The organism is Nocardioides sp. (genome assembly GCF_025965415.1).
In the GTDB taxonomy this organism is placed as follows: domain Bacteria; phylum Actinomycetota; class Actinomycetes; order Propionibacteriales; family Nocardioidaceae; genus Nocardioides.
In genome coordinates this window covers 1-13,967 of record NZ_JAOPWY010000145.1, presented here as the reverse complement: position 1 = coordinate 13,967, position 13,967 = coordinate 1, and the positions used below count along the sequence as shown (strand labels likewise).

Sequence of the window (13,967 nt, the reverse complement as noted above, 5' to 3'; positions counted from 1 at the left end):
GCGGCCGGGACGGTGGTGAGCGTGCTCGTGCTCGACTCCCCCGAGGGCGGCCTGACCGCGCGGGCGGTCATCGATGCGACCACGCCGGCCGTGTCCTCTGCGCCGGGCGGAGCCACGGTGCCGATCGGCGGCGTGGCGGCCGGCGGGGGCTCGGTGGAACTCCGTCCGCTGATGACCGATCCCCGGCTCTTCCGCCTCCGGTTCCCGCTGCTCGCCGCCGCTTTGGCTGCAGACGCCGGTGGGGAACGCGCCGGGGACACGGCCCCGGTGCGCGTCCGGGCGCCCGCCGCCGGCATCGACGGCGTCCTCACCGGTACGGGACTCGATGCCGTCGGCGGGCTCGCCGTACCCGCCGACCCGTCGCTGGCCGGGTGGTACGAGCGCGGGCCGCAGCCGGGCGAGTCCGGGCCGGCCGTGCTCGCGGGGCACGTCGACTGGGCGGGCCGACCCGCGGTGTTCCAGGGGCTGCACCGGCTGGTGTCCGGCGACGAGGTGGTCGTCGACCGCGCCGACGGCAGCTCCGTCCGGTTCGCCGTCGACCGGGTGGTGCAGGTCGGGAAGGACGCCTTCCCGAGCCGCGAGGTCTACGGACCGGTGGCCGGCGCCGAGCTCCGACTCATCACCTGCGGCGGTGCGTTCGACCGGACCACCGGCAGCTACACCGACAACGTGATCGTCTTCGCCCGCCTCGCGGGTTAGCGGCGCCGGTTGCGGGCCCGCCAGCAGGTGGTGTGCCAGTGCCGCCGCCAGTCGGCGGCCGAGTCCGTGTCCCAGGGCTCGAGGTCGGAGTCCCGGGCGTACGCCGGCCAGGTGACCACGTGCGGCGTCCCGGGCCGGATCTCCTGGTCGCACCCGGGGCACCGGTAGGTCTTGCCCGTGCCCGCACCGGTGATCGTGCGGACGACCCAGTCGCCGTCGCCGGCCTCCTCGACCTGCTCAGCGCGACGGCCCGGCTCCCGATCCGATGATCGGGGGCCGGGCCGCGGGCGCCTGCGGGGCAACTGTCAGCGACGCGCGTAGTCGTGGAAACCACGACCGGTCTTGCGACCGAGGTACCCGGCGGCGACCAGGTGCTCCAGCAGCGGCGCCGGCGCGAGCGCCGGGTCGCGGAACTCGGTGTGCAGCTCCTGCTCGATGGCCAGCGAGACATCGTTGCCGACGACGTCCAGGAGCTCGAACGGACCCATCGGGTAGCCCAGACCTGCCTTCACGGCGGTGTCGATGTCGCCCGCCGGCGCGTAGTGCGCCGCCAGCATCGAGACCGCGTCGGTGAGGTAGGGGAAGAGCAGCGCGTTGACGATGAAGCCCGCACGGTCACTGCACCTCACGGCCACCTTGCCGACCTGCTCGCACAGGGCCAGAACGGTCTCGGTGACGGTCTCGTCGGTCGCGACGGTGGAGACCACCTCGACCAGCTTCATGATCGTCGCCGGGTTGAAGAAGTGCATGCCGATGACGTGCTGGGGACGCTTGGTCACCCGGGCCATCGAGATGATCGGCAGCGACGACGTGGTGGTCGCGAGGATCGCGCCGGGCTTGCAGATCTCGTCGAGGTTCTCGAAGAGCGTCGTCTTGACCGCCAGGTCCTCGGCGATCGCCTCCACCACGATGTCGACGTCCTTGAGGTCGTCGAGCGAGGTGGTGCCGCGCACGCGGCCGAGCACCTCGCTCTTCTGCTCCTCGGTGGCGCGACCGCGCTGGATCTGCTTGTCGAAGTTCTTGGTGATCGCCGTGACGACCCCGGCCACCTTGTCCTGGCCACGACCGGTGAACAGCACGTCGTAGCCGGCCTTGGCGAAGACCTCGACGATGCCGGAGGCCATGGTGCCGGTGCCGACGACGCCGACGAGCTTGATGTCGTGGCGCAGCTGCGGCTTGTCGTCCTCGCTGGGCGTCTGGGCGTCGGCCACCACGACGGGGCTGTCGGGTGCCTCGTAGGTGTAGAACCCGCGGCCCGACTTGCGTCCGAGCAGGCCCGCGGTGACGTACTGCTTGAGGATCGGGGCCGGCGCGTGCAGGCGGTCGCGACCCTGCTTGTACATCGTGTCGAGGATCTCGTAGGCGGTGTCGAGGCCGATCAGGTCGAGCAGGGCCAGCGGACCCATCGGGTAGCCGCAGCCGAAGCGCATGGCGGCGTCGATGTCCTCGCGCGAGGCGTACTTGCCCTCGTACATCGCCACCGCGTGGTTGAGGTAGCCGAAGAGCAGGGTGTTGGCGATGAAGCCGGCCTTGTCACCGCACACGACCGGGTTCTTGCCGAGGCTGCGCAGCAGGCCCTGCACGTCGGCCAGGACCTCGGGCTCGGTGACGACCGTGCGGATGATCTCGACGAGGTTCTGCACAGGCGCGGGGTTGAAGAAGTGGACGCCGACGACGCGGCCGGGCCTTGAGTTGGCCGTGGAGATCTCGGTGACGCTGAGCGAGGACGTGTTGGTGGCCAGCACGGCGTCGTCGCGGACGATGTCGTCCAGGGCCCGGAAGATCGACTTCTTGACCGCGAGCGACTCCACGACGGCCTCGACGACGAGGTCGGCGACGGCCAGGTCCTTCATCTCGGTGGTCAGCGTGATCCTGCCGAGCAGCTCGGCCTGCTGCGCCTCGGTCATCTTCTCGCGCTTCACCGCGCGGCCGGTCGAGTGCTCGAGGTGCTGGCGACCGCGCTCCACACCGGTCTCGTTCACCTCGACGCCGATGACGGAGAAGCCGTTGCGGGCGAAGACCTCGGCGATGCCGGCGCCCATGGTGCCCAGGCCGATCACGCCGACGGTGGTGAACTCGCGGGTAGTTTCGTCGCTCATGGACGCATGCTCCCACGCCCGTGCGGGCTGGTGGGTGTGGGAACCGTCACGCCCCGCCGTCGGCGGAGGGACGGACGACGACCACCTCGTCGCCGGGCCGGACCAGCCCCGGCCGCACCACCTTGGCGCAGAGGCCCCGCAGGCGCCGCGGCCTGCCCTCGGGCCCGTTGACGAAGGTCATCGCGTCCTTGCCGAAGCGGGCGATGAACTTGCCGCACCCGTGGTGGGGCTGGTCGGTGACCACGATCACGGCCCCCTCCGGGCCGCCGATGTGCAACTCGCTCCAGACCGGGAGGTGGTCGTGGGAGAGGTCGAGGTCGAGGAAGATCTGGTCACCCGCCAGCGCCTCGCGGTCGGGGTCCTGGGCCAGGAACTCCACGAGCCGGTGGCTCATCACGTTGAGCTGCATGTCGGGGTGCGCCGACCCGTCCGGCGTACGACGGCTGCCGCGGCCCGCCCACGAGTCGCCGACCAGGCCGTCGGCGACGTCGAGCTGGCCCACCTGCAGCACCTCGCGCTGACCCACGGCGGGCCGTCTGACCACTGCGCGCAGGGTGCCGACCTCGCGCGGCGCGGCGTCCAGGGTCGGCAGGAAGGCGGTCAGCTCGTCGGTCGTGCGGTGGGTCCGCAGCGTGCGGCGCACCAGGACGCGGCCGGGCTGCTCGCGCAGCTCGGCCAGGTGGCGGGCCACGGGCTCGTCGCCCGGGATCTCGGTGAAGCCCAGGGCGGCGTACGTCGCTGCCTCGGCGCCGGCGTACGGGGATGCCGTGAGCTGCCCGTGCCCACGGGCCGCGAGCCGCTCGCACACCGACCGCAGCAGTGCCCGGGCGATGCTGCCGTCGAGGTCGACGGCGACCACCAGCCGCTCGACGTGGGCGTGCCCGTCGACGAGGTCGACCCGCACGTGGCCCGTCGGCGGGTCGCCCGCCACCACGACGAAGCCCGCCCCGCCGGGGTGGTCGTCGAGGCCCAGCAGGGGCAGGTCCCGGGCCCGCGCGGGGCGCACCTCGTGGCCGGTCACGGGGTCACTGTAGATTCGCCCGTCGTGAGGATCGTCGTCGCGCGCTGCCAGGTGGACTACGCGGGCCGGTTGTCGGCCCACCTGCCCCTCGCCACCCGGGTCCTGATGCTCAAGTCGGACGGCTCGGTCCTGATCCACTCCGACGGTGGCTCCTACAAGCCGCTCAACTGGATGTCGCCGCCCTGCACCGTCCGCGAGGGCATCTCCGAGGACGGCCGGCCCGAGTGGGTCGTGACCGCCGCCAAGTCGGACGACACCCTGCGCATCCTCATCGACGAGGTCCTCCACGACACCTCGCACGACCTCGGCGTCGATCCCGGCCTGCAGAAGGACGGCGTCGAGAAGCACCTCCAGGAGCTGCTCGCCGAGCACCCCGCCAGCCTGGCCGAGGGGCTCACGCTCGTGCGCCGCGAGTTCATGACCGCCATCGGTCCGGTCGACCTGATGTGCCGCGACGCCGACGGCCTCTCGGTCGCCGTGGAGATCAAGCGTCGCGGGGAGATCGACGGCGTCGAGCAGCTCACCCGCTACCTCGAGCTCCTCAACCGCGACCCGATGCTCAACGCCAAGGGCCCCGTCCGCGGCATCTTCGCCGCCCAGGAGATCAAGCCGCAGGCCCGCGTCCTCGCCACCGACCGCGGCATCGCCTGCGCCCTCGTCGACTACGACGCGCTGCGCGGCATGGACGACCCGGAGCACCGGCTCTTCTAGTCAGCCGCGCCAGCGAGACGACGAGCCCACGCTCCTCCCCCAGCGCCTCACCCGCCGTCGTTACCCTCGCACGGTGACCTCGCCGATCCCGGAGCGCATCTTCCACATCGCGACCGCGGCCGACTGGCGGCGCACCCTCGACTCGGGCACCTACACGACCTCCACGGTCGGCCGCAGCCTGGAGGAGGAGGGCTTCATCCACGCCTCGCGCCGCGACCAGGTGCAGGGCGTCTTCGACCGCTACTACGCCTCGCTGGGCGAGGACCTGGTCCTGCTCACCATCGACCCCGCGCGGCTGACGGACGCCGAGGTCGTCGTCAGGCCGGTCGGCGCGGACACCTACCCGCACGTCTACGGGCCGATCAACCGGCGCGCCGTCGTGGAGGTGGTCCCGCTCGACCGTCGCGGCGGCCCCGAGACGCTCATGTCGCTCTGGATCAAGGGCATGGCCGTGCGGATGGGAGTCGCGCTGGTGGTGATGGCGGTGGTGGCCGCACTCGTCGTCGCCCTGCAGCAGCTCGGCTGAGCCGGGTCAGGCGGCCTTCTCGCCGCTCTTCCTGCCCGCCTTGGCGCTGACCTTCACCAGCTTGCGCTTCTTCACGGTGTAGCCGGGAGGGAGCGTGCCCTCCTTGAGCATCCGGAGCGGGCAGCGACCGCACTTCTTGGTGGAGACGCAGCACTTCTTCTTGGGCAGCCTGGCGACCTTCGCGCCTGCCGTGCCCTTGGACTTGCCCACGCCCGCACTCTACATGGTGGTTAGGACAGGCTTACCTCGCCTCGAGGGGTGATCCCGCCCACGATCGCGCCACCCAGCCGTCCGCGTCGGCCTCGACCGCCACGACCCCGCAGTGGGGCATCGGCAGGTCCCGGCTGTGGCTGAGGGTGAGGTTGCGTGCCAGTGCGGACAGGGCCATGCACATCACGCCCCCGTGGCTGATCACCAGCACCGACTCGCCGCGATGGCCGTCGGCGATCTCGTCGAGGACGGCTTCGTAGCGCTCGACCACCTCGGTGCCGCTCTCCGCCCCGGGGATCCGGGCTGCCAGGTCCCCGTCGAGCCACGCCCTGAAAGTCTCCGCGAAGGGATCGGGGTCGCCGGTCGTGCCGGCCGCGTGCCCGACCCCGAACTCCCGAAGTCCCGTCCGCACGAGGACGTCGACGCCGAGGCGGCCCGCCACGATCTCGCCGGTCTGCACGGCGCGGGCCATGTCGCTCGTCCACACCCGGGCGATCCGCTCACCCTCCAACGAGTCGGCCAGCACGCGTGCCTGGTCGCGGCCCAGAGGGGTCAGCCAGCCGCCTGCGTCGCTCAGCAGCTCGCTCTCGTAGTCGGCCTCGCCGTGCCGGGCGACGAACACGCGGGCGGCGCACTGGAGGTCAGTCACGGGCCAGCTCCACCACGTCGTCGGCGCAGCCCCAGCTCACGGTGACCCCGCAGCCGCCGTGGCCGTAGCAGTGGATGACGTCCGCCTCACGCTCCAGGCGCACCGCCGGCCGGCCCGGACGCAGGCCGACCTTGTGGCGCAGGATCCGTGCCCCGGCCAGCCGCGGCTCGATCTCCGCCGCCCGCGCGAGGATCGACTCGGCGGTCGCCGGGTCCGGCGTACGGCTCCACTCCCCCTCGATCGCCGTGCCGCCGAGCACGATGTCGCGGCTGCGCGGGACGACGTACGACGGCGCCTCGGCGTCGATCCACCAGCGGTCGACCCCGACCTGCTCGACCAGGACGACCTGGCCGCGCACGGGCGCCACGGTGGCGTCACTGCCGAGCAGGCGCGCCCCGATGCCGCTGGCGTTGATGACGAGCGCGTCCCCGGTCGGCAGGGCGGACAGGTTCATCCGGGTGATCGTCCCGCCGAGCTCCTCGACGCGGGACGCGAGCCAGCGGAGGTAGACCGGCATCTCGATGACCGGCGTGCGCATCGTGAGCCCGGAGGCGTAGCCCGGCGGCAGGCTGGTCTCGCGGTCGGGCCCGGCCCCGGGCGGCAGCGCGTCGCGCCACCAGAGGTCGCCGGCCCCCTCGCGGAACAGCTCGGTGCCGGTGCGCATCACGACCCCGGCGGACTCGTCGTCGCACAGCCCGGCGAAGGCGTCGTACGCCCTGCGTGCCCACCGCACGACGTGGTCCTGCGGCCGGGAGTAGGGCGACCACACCGCCGCCGCGACCGACGACGTCGTCTCCAGCGGCAGGTCCCGGCCGACGACGTCGACCCGGTGCCCGGCCTCCAGCAGCCGCACGGCACAGGACAGGCCGATGACACCGGCCCCCACCACGATCACGCGTCGCATGACAGGTGAGTCTGCCAGTCGGGGTGCCGGCGGGTCAGTCGAGACCGTTGGCCTTGCGGATCACGTCGACGATGCCGCCCATGATCTCGGTGAGACCGTAGTCCTTGGGCGTGTAGACCGCGGCGACACCGAGCTCGCGCAGCCGACGGCCGTCGGACTCCGGGATGATCCCGCCCACGATGACCGGGATGTCGGTCAGACCCGCCTCGCGCAGCCCGTCGAGGACGTCGGGCACGAGCTCCATGTGCGAGCCGGAGAGGATCGAGAGCCCGATGCAGTGCACGTCCTCGGCGACGGCAGCCGCCACGATCTGCTGCGGCGTCAGCCGGATGCCCTGGTAGATCACCTCGAAGCCGGCGTCGCGCGCCCGCACGGCGACCTGCTCGGCGCCGTTGGAGTGACCGTCCAGCCCCGGCTTGCCGACGAGCAGCCGCAAGCGGCCACCGAGCTCCTCGCCCGTGGCCCGCACCCGCTCACGGACCGCGAGGAGGTCGGCCCCGGCCTCGGCGACCGCCGCACCCCCGACTCCCGTCGGACCGCGGTACTCGCCGAAGACGCCACGCAGGGTGGCGGCCCACTCCCCCGTGGTCGCGCCGGCACGCGCGGCGGCGAGGGTGGCGGGCATGAGGTTGGTGTCGGTCTGCGCGTCCGCGGCCAGGGTCGCCAGCGCCTCGGTGACGGCGGCCTCGTCGCGCTGCGCCTTCCAGGCGGAGACGGAGTCGAGCGCGGACTGCTCGGCGGCCGGGTCGGCGGCCATGATCGCGCCGTCGAGGTCGGCGGTCAGCGGCGAGGGCTCGGTGGACTGGTACTGGTTGACGCCCACGATCACCTCGTCGCCCGACTCGATCCGGGCACGGCGGGCGGCGTGGGAGGAGACCAGCTCGGACTTCATGTAGTCGACGGCGGCGATCGCGCCACCCATGTCCTGCACGCGCTCGATCTCGGCCTTCGCGCCCTCGACGAGCTCGGCGACCTTGGCCTCGATGACGTGCGAGCCGTCGAAGATGTCGTCGTACTCCAGCAGGTCGGACTCGAAGGCCAGCACCTGCTGGAGACGCAGCGACCACTGCTGGTCCCACGGGCGCGGCAGGCCGAGCGCCTCGTTCCACGCCGGCAGCTGCACCGCGCGGGCGCGCGCGTTCTTGGACAGGGTCACCCCGAGCATCTCGAGCACGATGCGCTGCACGTTGTTCTCCGGCTGGGCCTCGGTGAGTCCGAGCGAGTTGACCTGCACGCCGTAGCGGAAGCGCCGCATCTTGGGGTCGGTGACGCCGTAGCGCTCCCGGGTGATGTCGTCCCAGAGCCGGACGAAGGCCCGCATCTTGCAGGTCTCCTCGACGAAGCGCACGCCGGCGTTGACGAAGAACGAGATCCGCCCGACGACCTTCTCGAAGTCGTCCTCGGACACCTGTCCGGAGGCCTTGACCTGGTCGAGGACGGCGATCGCGGTGCTCAGCGCGTAGGCGAGCTCCTGCGTCGGCGTCGCGCCGGCCTCCTGCAGGTGATAGCTGCAGATGTTGATCGGGTTCCACTTCGGGATCTGGTGGACGGTGTAGGCGATCATGTCGGCGATCAGCCGCATGGACGCCTCTGGCGGGAACGCGTACGTCCCGCGTGAGAGGTACTCCTTGATGATGTCGTTCTGGGTCGTGCCGGCCAGCTGAGCGGCGACGTCCTCCGGCGTCAGGTCGCCTCCCGGAACGACTCCCGCCTGCTCCTCGGCGACGACCTGGTACATCGCGAGCATCCACATCGCGACGGCGTTGATCGTCATCGAGGTGTTCATCTCGGTGAGCGGGATGTCGGCGAAGAGCTTGCGCATCTCACCCAGGTGCGGGACGGGCACGCCGACCTTGCCGACCTCGCCGCGGCTCAGCGGGCTGTCGGGGTCGTAGCCGGTCTGGGTGGGAAGGTCGAACGCGACGCTGAGGCCGGTCTGGCCCTTGGCCAGGTTGGCGCGGTAGAGCGCGTTGGACGCCTCGGCCGTGGAGTGGCCGGCGTAGGTGCGCATCACCCAGGGTCGATCCTTGTGGCTCATGCTCGACAGAGTAGGGCGCGGGTTACCCGTCAGTCACCGCCCTCGGCGTGTGACAGATGCCTCAGGCTCGAGCCGGCTCAGGCGGTGGCTGCGACGCGCTCGACCTCGATGGCGTGGGCCAGCCGGGTCAGGTGCGCCATGCGGCGCACGGCAGGCCCGGGGTTGCGGACCGTCAGGTGGTGGCCGGTCAACCACGCGTGGCGGGTCGCGACGGCCAGCAGTCGCAGCGCGGTGGCGTCGATGGTCGACACGTGGGTCATGTCGATGACCACGTCGTCGTAGGAGGAGGAGGTGGAGAGCCGCTCGTAGATCGCGTTGCGGACCTCCCCCGTGCTGCGCACGTCGAAGTCACCGTGCAGCACCAGCGTGTGACCGTCCGAGATGATGTCCATCGCGTGCTCCTCCCCGACGTCCCCCGACGCCGCTGCGTGACCGTTGTCACTCCTAGGACGCCGTTCTACCCCTTCCGGTTGCGCCCGTGCCTCACCTTTTCCGGCGAGTCCCCACCAGTAGGCTCCGCGACATGGTCAACCTGACGCGCATCTACACCCGCACCGGCGATGCCGGACAGACCCGTCTCGGCGACATGAGCGAGACCTCGAAGACCGACCTTCGTCTCGAGGCCTACGCCAACGTCGACGAGAGCAACGCCCACCTCGGCGTCGCGCTCGCCCACGGCGGGTTCGACGAGGACGTGGTCGCACTGCTCACGCGCGTGCAGAACGACCTCTTCGACGTCGGCGCCGACTTCTCCACGCCCGTCGTCCCCGACCCGAAGTACCCGCCACTGCGCGTCGAGCAGGACTACGTCGACCGGCTCGAGGCCTGGTGCGACGAGTACAACGAGGAGCTGCCCGCGCTGCGGTCCTTCATCCTCAACGGCGGCACGCTCGGTGCCGCCCACCTCCACGTCGCGCGCACCGTCGTACGCCGTGCCGAGCGCGCCGGGTGGGCCGCGTGGGCCGTGCACGAGGACACCATGAACATCCTCGCCATCACCTACCTCAACCGGCTCTCCGACCTGCTCTTCATCCTGGCCCGCCACGCGAACCGCGAGAACGGCGACGTGCTGTGGGTCCCCGGCGGCGAACGCTGAAACCTTGACATGTGACCAAATAGTCACCTATCATCGTCGGATGGACGAGGTGTTCAAGGCACTGGCAGACCCGACCCGTCGGGCCCTGCTGGACGCACTCTTCGCAGACGACGGCCAGACCCTGAGCGCCCTGGAGGGGCGGCTGGAGATGACCCGCTTCGGCGTGATGAAGCACCTGCGGGTGCTCGAGGAGGCCGGCGTCGTCACGACCCGCAAGCAGGGCCGCGAGAAGCTCCACTTCCTCAACCCCGTCCCGATCCGGCTCGTCCACGACCGGTGGGTGAGCAAGTACGCCGAGCCCTGGGCGGCCACGCTCAGCGGCCTCAAGAGCTATCTGGAGGACGAGGACATGACCAGCGTGAAGACCGTGTCGTGGGAGCAAGGCACCGCCCCCGTCGCCGCCGGAACGGCGGTGTTCGAGGTCTACATCAAGACCACGCCCGAGCGTCTGTGGGAGGCGATCACCGATCCCGCCCAGCGCGCGACCTACAGCTTCGGCGTGCAGACGTCGAGCGACTGGACCACCGGGTCCGACTACACCGCCGGCATCCCCGGCATGGTCGACATCTCGTCGGGGACCAACGTCGAGGTCGACCCTCCCCGCCTGCTCGTGCAGACCTTCGACGCCCTGTGGAGCGACGAGGTCAAGGCGCAGGGCACGACCCGGGTCACCTGGCAGATCGTGCCCGTCGGCACGTCCTGCCGGCTGACGGTCATCCATGACGGGCTCCCCGACCAGGCCAACCCGGAGCTGTACGGCGGCTGGCCGATGATCCTGTCGGGCCTCAAGACGTTCCTCGAGACCGGCGAGAGCCTCGACACCCCCGGCTCTCTGCTCTACTCCTAGCCGGTCGCCGTGCCCTGGTCGACCCGCTGCTCGCGCGCCGACGGCACGACCAGGGCCGCCGGCATCAGCAGCACGGCGACGACCAGCAGTGCCTTGAGCGTGCCGACCTCGTCACCGACGAAGCCCAGGAACGGCGGGCCGGCGAGGAACGCGGCATAGCCGATGGTGGAGACCACGCTGACCCGCGAGGCCGCGCGGACCGGGTCGTCGGCAGCGGCGCTCATGCCCACCGGGAAGCCGAGCGAGGCGCCGATGCCCCACAGCACGATGCCGCCCACCACCAGCACCGGGTTGTCGGCGAGGACGATGAGCAGCACGCCCGCGCCGGCGAGTGCCATGGTCCCCCAGAGCACCACGACGCGACCGAAGCGGTCGATCAGCCCGGTGCCGGCGAAGCGGCCGGCCGTCATGGCCAGCACGAAGACCGCGAAGCCGGCGACGCCCATCGCGTGCGAGACGTCGTGGCCGTCGACGAGCGCGACCGCGAGCCAGTCGTTGGCGGTGCCCTCGGTCATGGCGAGCGCCAGCACCATGACGCCGATCATCAGCGTGCGGGGCTCCAACCAGGCCCGGGCGGCGGAGGTCCGGTGCTCCTCGTGGGTCTCGACGACGGGCAGGAAGGCCGGGGACGAGCGCCACACCGCGGCCAGGGAGAGGACCACGATCGCGGCGAGGTGCGCGAAGGCCGGCACCGACACCTCGATCAGCAGCACTCCGAGCAGGGCGCCGACGACGGTGCCACCGCTGAAGCCGGCGTGGAAGCGGGGCATGATCGTGCGCCCGAGGGCACGCTCGACCTCGGCTCCCTCCACGTTCATCGCGACGTCCCACACGCCGATGCCCAGGCCGTAGACGAACAGCCCGGCGACGGTCACGGGGAGCAGGTGCCCGAGCCCCACGGCGGCGGTGAACATGCCGAGGGTCGCCGCGACCGCGCCCACGCGGACGATCCGGACGGTGCCCCAGGCGTTGATCGCGGCACCGGTCGTCGGCAGCGCGAGGACCGATCCGACCGCGATCGAGAGCAGGACCAGGCCCAGCTGGCCGTTGGTCAGGTCGAAGCTCGAGCGGACCTCCGGGATCCGCGAGACCCAACTGGAGAAGACGAGGCCGTTGAGGAAGAAGGCGAGCCCCACGGCGTTGCGCGCAGCCGTCACCGGCGGTTCCAGTCGGTGCCGGGAGGGCCGGACTCCAGCCAGGACTGGAAGCCGGTCAGCGACGCCTCGCTCATCGCGATCTCCAGGGGCTCGCCGCCGTAGTGGCAGGAGGCGACAACGTGGCCGTCGTAGAGCGACATCTCCTCCGGGCCGGCCGGGGCGCGGCGGCCGTTGTACTCCAGGAGGTCACGCGCCCAGACGCGCTTGGGGCGCGGCGACAGGGAGAAGATCCGGAACCACTCGAGCGACTGCCCGGAGTAGCGGCCGATGCCGAGCACCCAGCCCCGGCCCGGCCGGTCGGTGCGCACGCGGTAGCTCAGCTCGAACGTGCCACCGTGGCGGGCCAGGAAACGTCGCCGGAAGATGAGGGAGATGCCGTAGAGCAGGGCAAGGAGAAGTCCCAGCCCGACGAGGTCGAGCAGCCACTGCCAGACCGGCATCCACGTCCTCCCCACGACCCCCGTGCGGCGTCCCCACATCCGCCTGAAATGCGGATGAGCGCACGAACCCGGAGGTTCGTGCGCTCACCCTATCGGTCGTGCTGGGAGGCCTGTCAGGAAGCCCGCTCCGCGGCGCGGATGCGTGCCTCGGCCCGGCGTACTGCCTCCTGAGCGGCGTCGTCGTTCTCGCCCGAGCTCTTGGCCCGCTCAAGGTCCTGGCGCGCCTTCTCGAGGTCGATCTCGTGCGACATCTCGGCCCGCTCGGAGAGGATCGAGACGCGGTTGTCGGCAACGGACAGGAAGCCCGCGTCGACGGCCGCGACCCAGGTCTCGCCGTCCGTCGTCTGCACGTCCACGACGCCCTCGATGATCGAGGACAGCAGCGGAGCGTGGTTGGGCAGGATGCCGACGTCGCCCTCGGTCGTGCGGGCGATGACCATGGTGGCCTGGCCCGACCAGACGAGCCGGTCGGCAGCGACCAGCTCGACCTGGAGGACCTTGTCGGTCGAGAGGTCAGCCATCAGAGGCTCTTCTGGATCTCGGCCCACTTCTGCTCGACGTCGTCCAGACCGCCGCACATGAAGAAGGCCTGCTCGGCCACGTGGTCGTACTCACCGTCGGCGATCTTGTTGAACGCCTCGATGGTGTCGGCCACCGGGACGGTCGAACCCTCGATGCCGGTGAACTGCTTGGCGACGTAGGTGTTCTGCGACAGGAAGCGCTGGATGCGGCGGGCCCGCGAGACGATGATGCGGTCCTCCTCGGAGAGCTCGTCGACACCGAGGATCGCGATGATGTCCTGGAGCTCCTTGTTGCGCTGCAGGATCTGCTTGACCCGCACCGCGCAGCGGTAGTGGTCCTCGCCGATGTACTGCGGGTCCAGGATGCGCGAGGTCGACGTCAGCGGGTCCACGGCCGGGTAGATGCCGAGCGAGGCGATCTCGCGCGAGAGCTCGGTCGTCGCGTCCAGGTGCGCGAACGTCGTGGCCGGCGCCGGGTCGGTGTAGTCGTCGGCGGGGACGTAGATCGCCTGCAGCGACGTGATCGAGTGACCACGCGTCGAGGTGATGCGCTCCTGCAACTGGCCCATCTCGTCGGCGAGGTTGGGCTGGTAGCCCACCGCGGACGGCATGCGACCGAGCAGGGTCGACACCTCCGAACCGGCCTGGGTGAAGCGGAAGATGTTGTCGATGAAGAGCAGCACGTCCTGCTTCTGCACGTCGCGGAAGTACTCCGCCATCGTGAGGGCGGACAGGGCGACCCGGAGGCGGGTGCCCGGCGGCTCGTCCATCTGGCCGAAGACGAGAGCGGTCTGTCCGAGGACGCCCGCCTCCTCCATCTCGACGATGAGGTCGTTGCCCTCTCGGGTGCGCTCGCCGACACCGGCGAACACCGACACACCACCGTGGTCCTTGGCGACGCGGGCGATCATCTCCTGGATGAGCACGGTCTTGCCGACACCGGCACCACCGAACAGGCCGATCTTGCCGCCCTGGACGTAGGGGGTGAGGAGGTCGATGACCTTGATGCCGGTCTCGAACATCTGGGTCTTGGACTCGAGCTGGTCGAA

Annotated in this window: 17 protein-coding genes; 5 read left to right on the top strand and 12 right to left on the bottom strand. The window is 71.0% G+C overall.

The window, feature by feature from the left end:
- Positions 1-699, top strand: a 699-nt coding sequence (locus tag JWN97_RS15290) for a class F sortase (RefSeq protein ID WP_297624361.1), incomplete at its 5' end; no start/stop codon positions are given.
- On the opposite strand, the gene JWN97_RS15285 is transcribed toward JWN97_RS15290, so the two are convergent.
- From JWN97_RS15285 to JWN97_RS15275, 3 genes are read right to left on the bottom strand one after another with little or no spacing between them, the layout of a single operon-like run.
- On the bottom strand, positions 696-1,001 hold the full coding sequence (locus JWN97_RS15285; RefSeq protein WP_297624359.1) for a hypothetical protein: 306 nt from the start codon (positions 999-1,001) through the stop codon (positions 696-698). The two genes, JWN97_RS15290 and JWN97_RS15285, sit on opposite strands and share 4 nt — an antisense overlap.
- Positions 1,002-1,004: 3 nt before the next feature.
- Positions 1,005-2,798 (bottom strand): 3-hydroxybutyryl-CoA dehydrogenase, encoded by a 1,794-nt coding sequence (locus tag JWN97_RS15280; protein WP_297624357.1) that lies wholly within the window; start codon positions 2,796-2,798, stop codon positions 1,005-1,007.
- A 46-nt stretch (positions 2,799-2,844) separates the two neighbouring features.
- Entirely contained in the window at positions 2,845-3,819 is a 975-nt protein-coding gene (locus tag JWN97_RS15275) for a hypothetical protein (protein WP_297624355.1), read from the bottom strand.
- A 24-nt stretch (positions 3,820-3,843) separates the two neighbouring features.
- On the opposite strand from JWN97_RS15275, the gene nucS reads away from it, so the two are divergent.
- Positions 3,844-4,530 (top strand): endonuclease NucS, encoded by a 687-nt coding sequence (nucS, locus tag JWN97_RS15270; RefSeq protein ID WP_297624353.1) that lies wholly within the window; start codon positions 3,844-3,846, stop codon positions 4,528-4,530.
- 73 nt (positions 4,531-4,603) lie between these two features.
- Positions 4,604-5,056, top strand: coding sequence for a DUF952 domain-containing protein (locus JWN97_RS15265; protein WP_297624351.1), 453 nt, complete (start codon positions 4,604-4,606; stop codon positions 5,054-5,056).
- 6 nt (positions 5,057-5,062) lie between these two features.
- On the opposite strand, the gene JWN97_RS15260 is transcribed toward JWN97_RS15265, so the two are convergent.
- From JWN97_RS15260 to JWN97_RS15240, 5 genes are all read right to left on the bottom strand, one after another.
- Positions 5,063-5,266, bottom strand: coding sequence for a hypothetical protein (locus JWN97_RS15260; protein WP_297624350.1), 204 nt, complete (start codon positions 5,264-5,266; stop codon positions 5,063-5,065).
- 31 nt (positions 5,267-5,297) lie between these two features.
- Entirely contained in the window at positions 5,298-5,915 is a 618-nt protein-coding gene (locus tag JWN97_RS15255) for a histidine phosphatase family protein (RefSeq protein ID WP_297624348.1), read from the bottom strand.
- On the bottom strand, positions 5,908-6,819 hold the full coding sequence (locus tag JWN97_RS15250) for an FAD-dependent oxidoreductase (protein WP_297624346.1): 912 nt from the start codon (positions 6,817-6,819) through the stop codon (positions 5,908-5,910). The genes JWN97_RS15255 and JWN97_RS15250 overlap by 8 nt, the downstream gene beginning before the upstream one ends.
- 34 nt (positions 6,820-6,853) lie before the next feature.
- Positions 6,854-8,857, bottom strand: a complete 2,004-nt coding sequence (locus JWN97_RS15245) for a protein meaA (RefSeq protein WP_297624344.1) — start codon at positions 8,855-8,857, stop codon at positions 6,854-6,856.
- Positions 8,858-8,934: 77 nt separating this feature from the next.
- Positions 8,935-9,249 (bottom strand): STAS domain-containing protein, encoded by a 315-nt coding sequence (locus tag JWN97_RS15240; protein ID WP_297624341.1) that lies wholly within the window; start codon positions 9,247-9,249, stop codon positions 8,935-8,937.
- A 131-nt stretch (positions 9,250-9,380) separates the two neighbouring features.
- Here JWN97_RS15240 and JWN97_RS15235 point away from each other — a divergent pair, with 131 nt between their 5' ends.
- Positions 9,381-9,953 (top strand): cob(I)yrinic acid a,c-diamide adenosyltransferase, encoded by a 573-nt coding sequence (locus tag JWN97_RS15235; protein ID WP_297624338.1) that lies wholly within the window; start codon positions 9,381-9,383, stop codon positions 9,951-9,953.
- Between the two features lie 40 nt (positions 9,954-9,993).
- Positions 9,994-10,800: a metalloregulator ArsR/SmtB family transcription factor gene (locus JWN97_RS15230; protein WP_297624335.1), complete on the top strand. Its 807-nt coding sequence runs from the start codon at positions 9,994-9,996 to the stop codon at positions 10,798-10,800.
- Here the strand turns inward: JWN97_RS15230 and JWN97_RS15225 are convergent.
- From JWN97_RS15225 to atpD, 4 genes are all read right to left on the bottom strand, one after another.
- Positions 10,797-11,957: an MFS transporter gene (locus JWN97_RS15225; RefSeq protein WP_297624331.1), complete on the bottom strand. Its 1,161-nt coding sequence runs from the start codon at positions 11,955-11,957 to the stop codon at positions 10,797-10,799. The two genes, JWN97_RS15230 and JWN97_RS15225, sit on opposite strands and share 4 nt — an antisense overlap.
- A complete protein-coding gene (locus JWN97_RS15220) occupies positions 11,954-12,397 on the bottom strand; it encodes a DUF2550 domain-containing protein (protein ID WP_297624328.1) in 444 nt (147 codons plus the stop codon). Before JWN97_RS15220 ends, JWN97_RS15225 begins: the two co-directional genes overlap by 4 nt.
- Positions 12,398-12,510: 113 nt before the next feature.
- Positions 12,511-12,918: a F0F1 ATP synthase subunit epsilon gene (locus tag JWN97_RS15215; protein ID WP_297624325.1), complete on the bottom strand. Its 408-nt coding sequence runs from the start codon at positions 12,916-12,918 to the stop codon at positions 12,511-12,513.
- Positions 12,918-13,967: F0F1 ATP synthase subunit beta (atpD, locus tag JWN97_RS15210; RefSeq protein WP_297624322.1), on the bottom strand; the 1,050-nt coding region annotated here is incomplete at its 5' end. The genes atpD and JWN97_RS15215, both read right to left, overlap by 1 nt.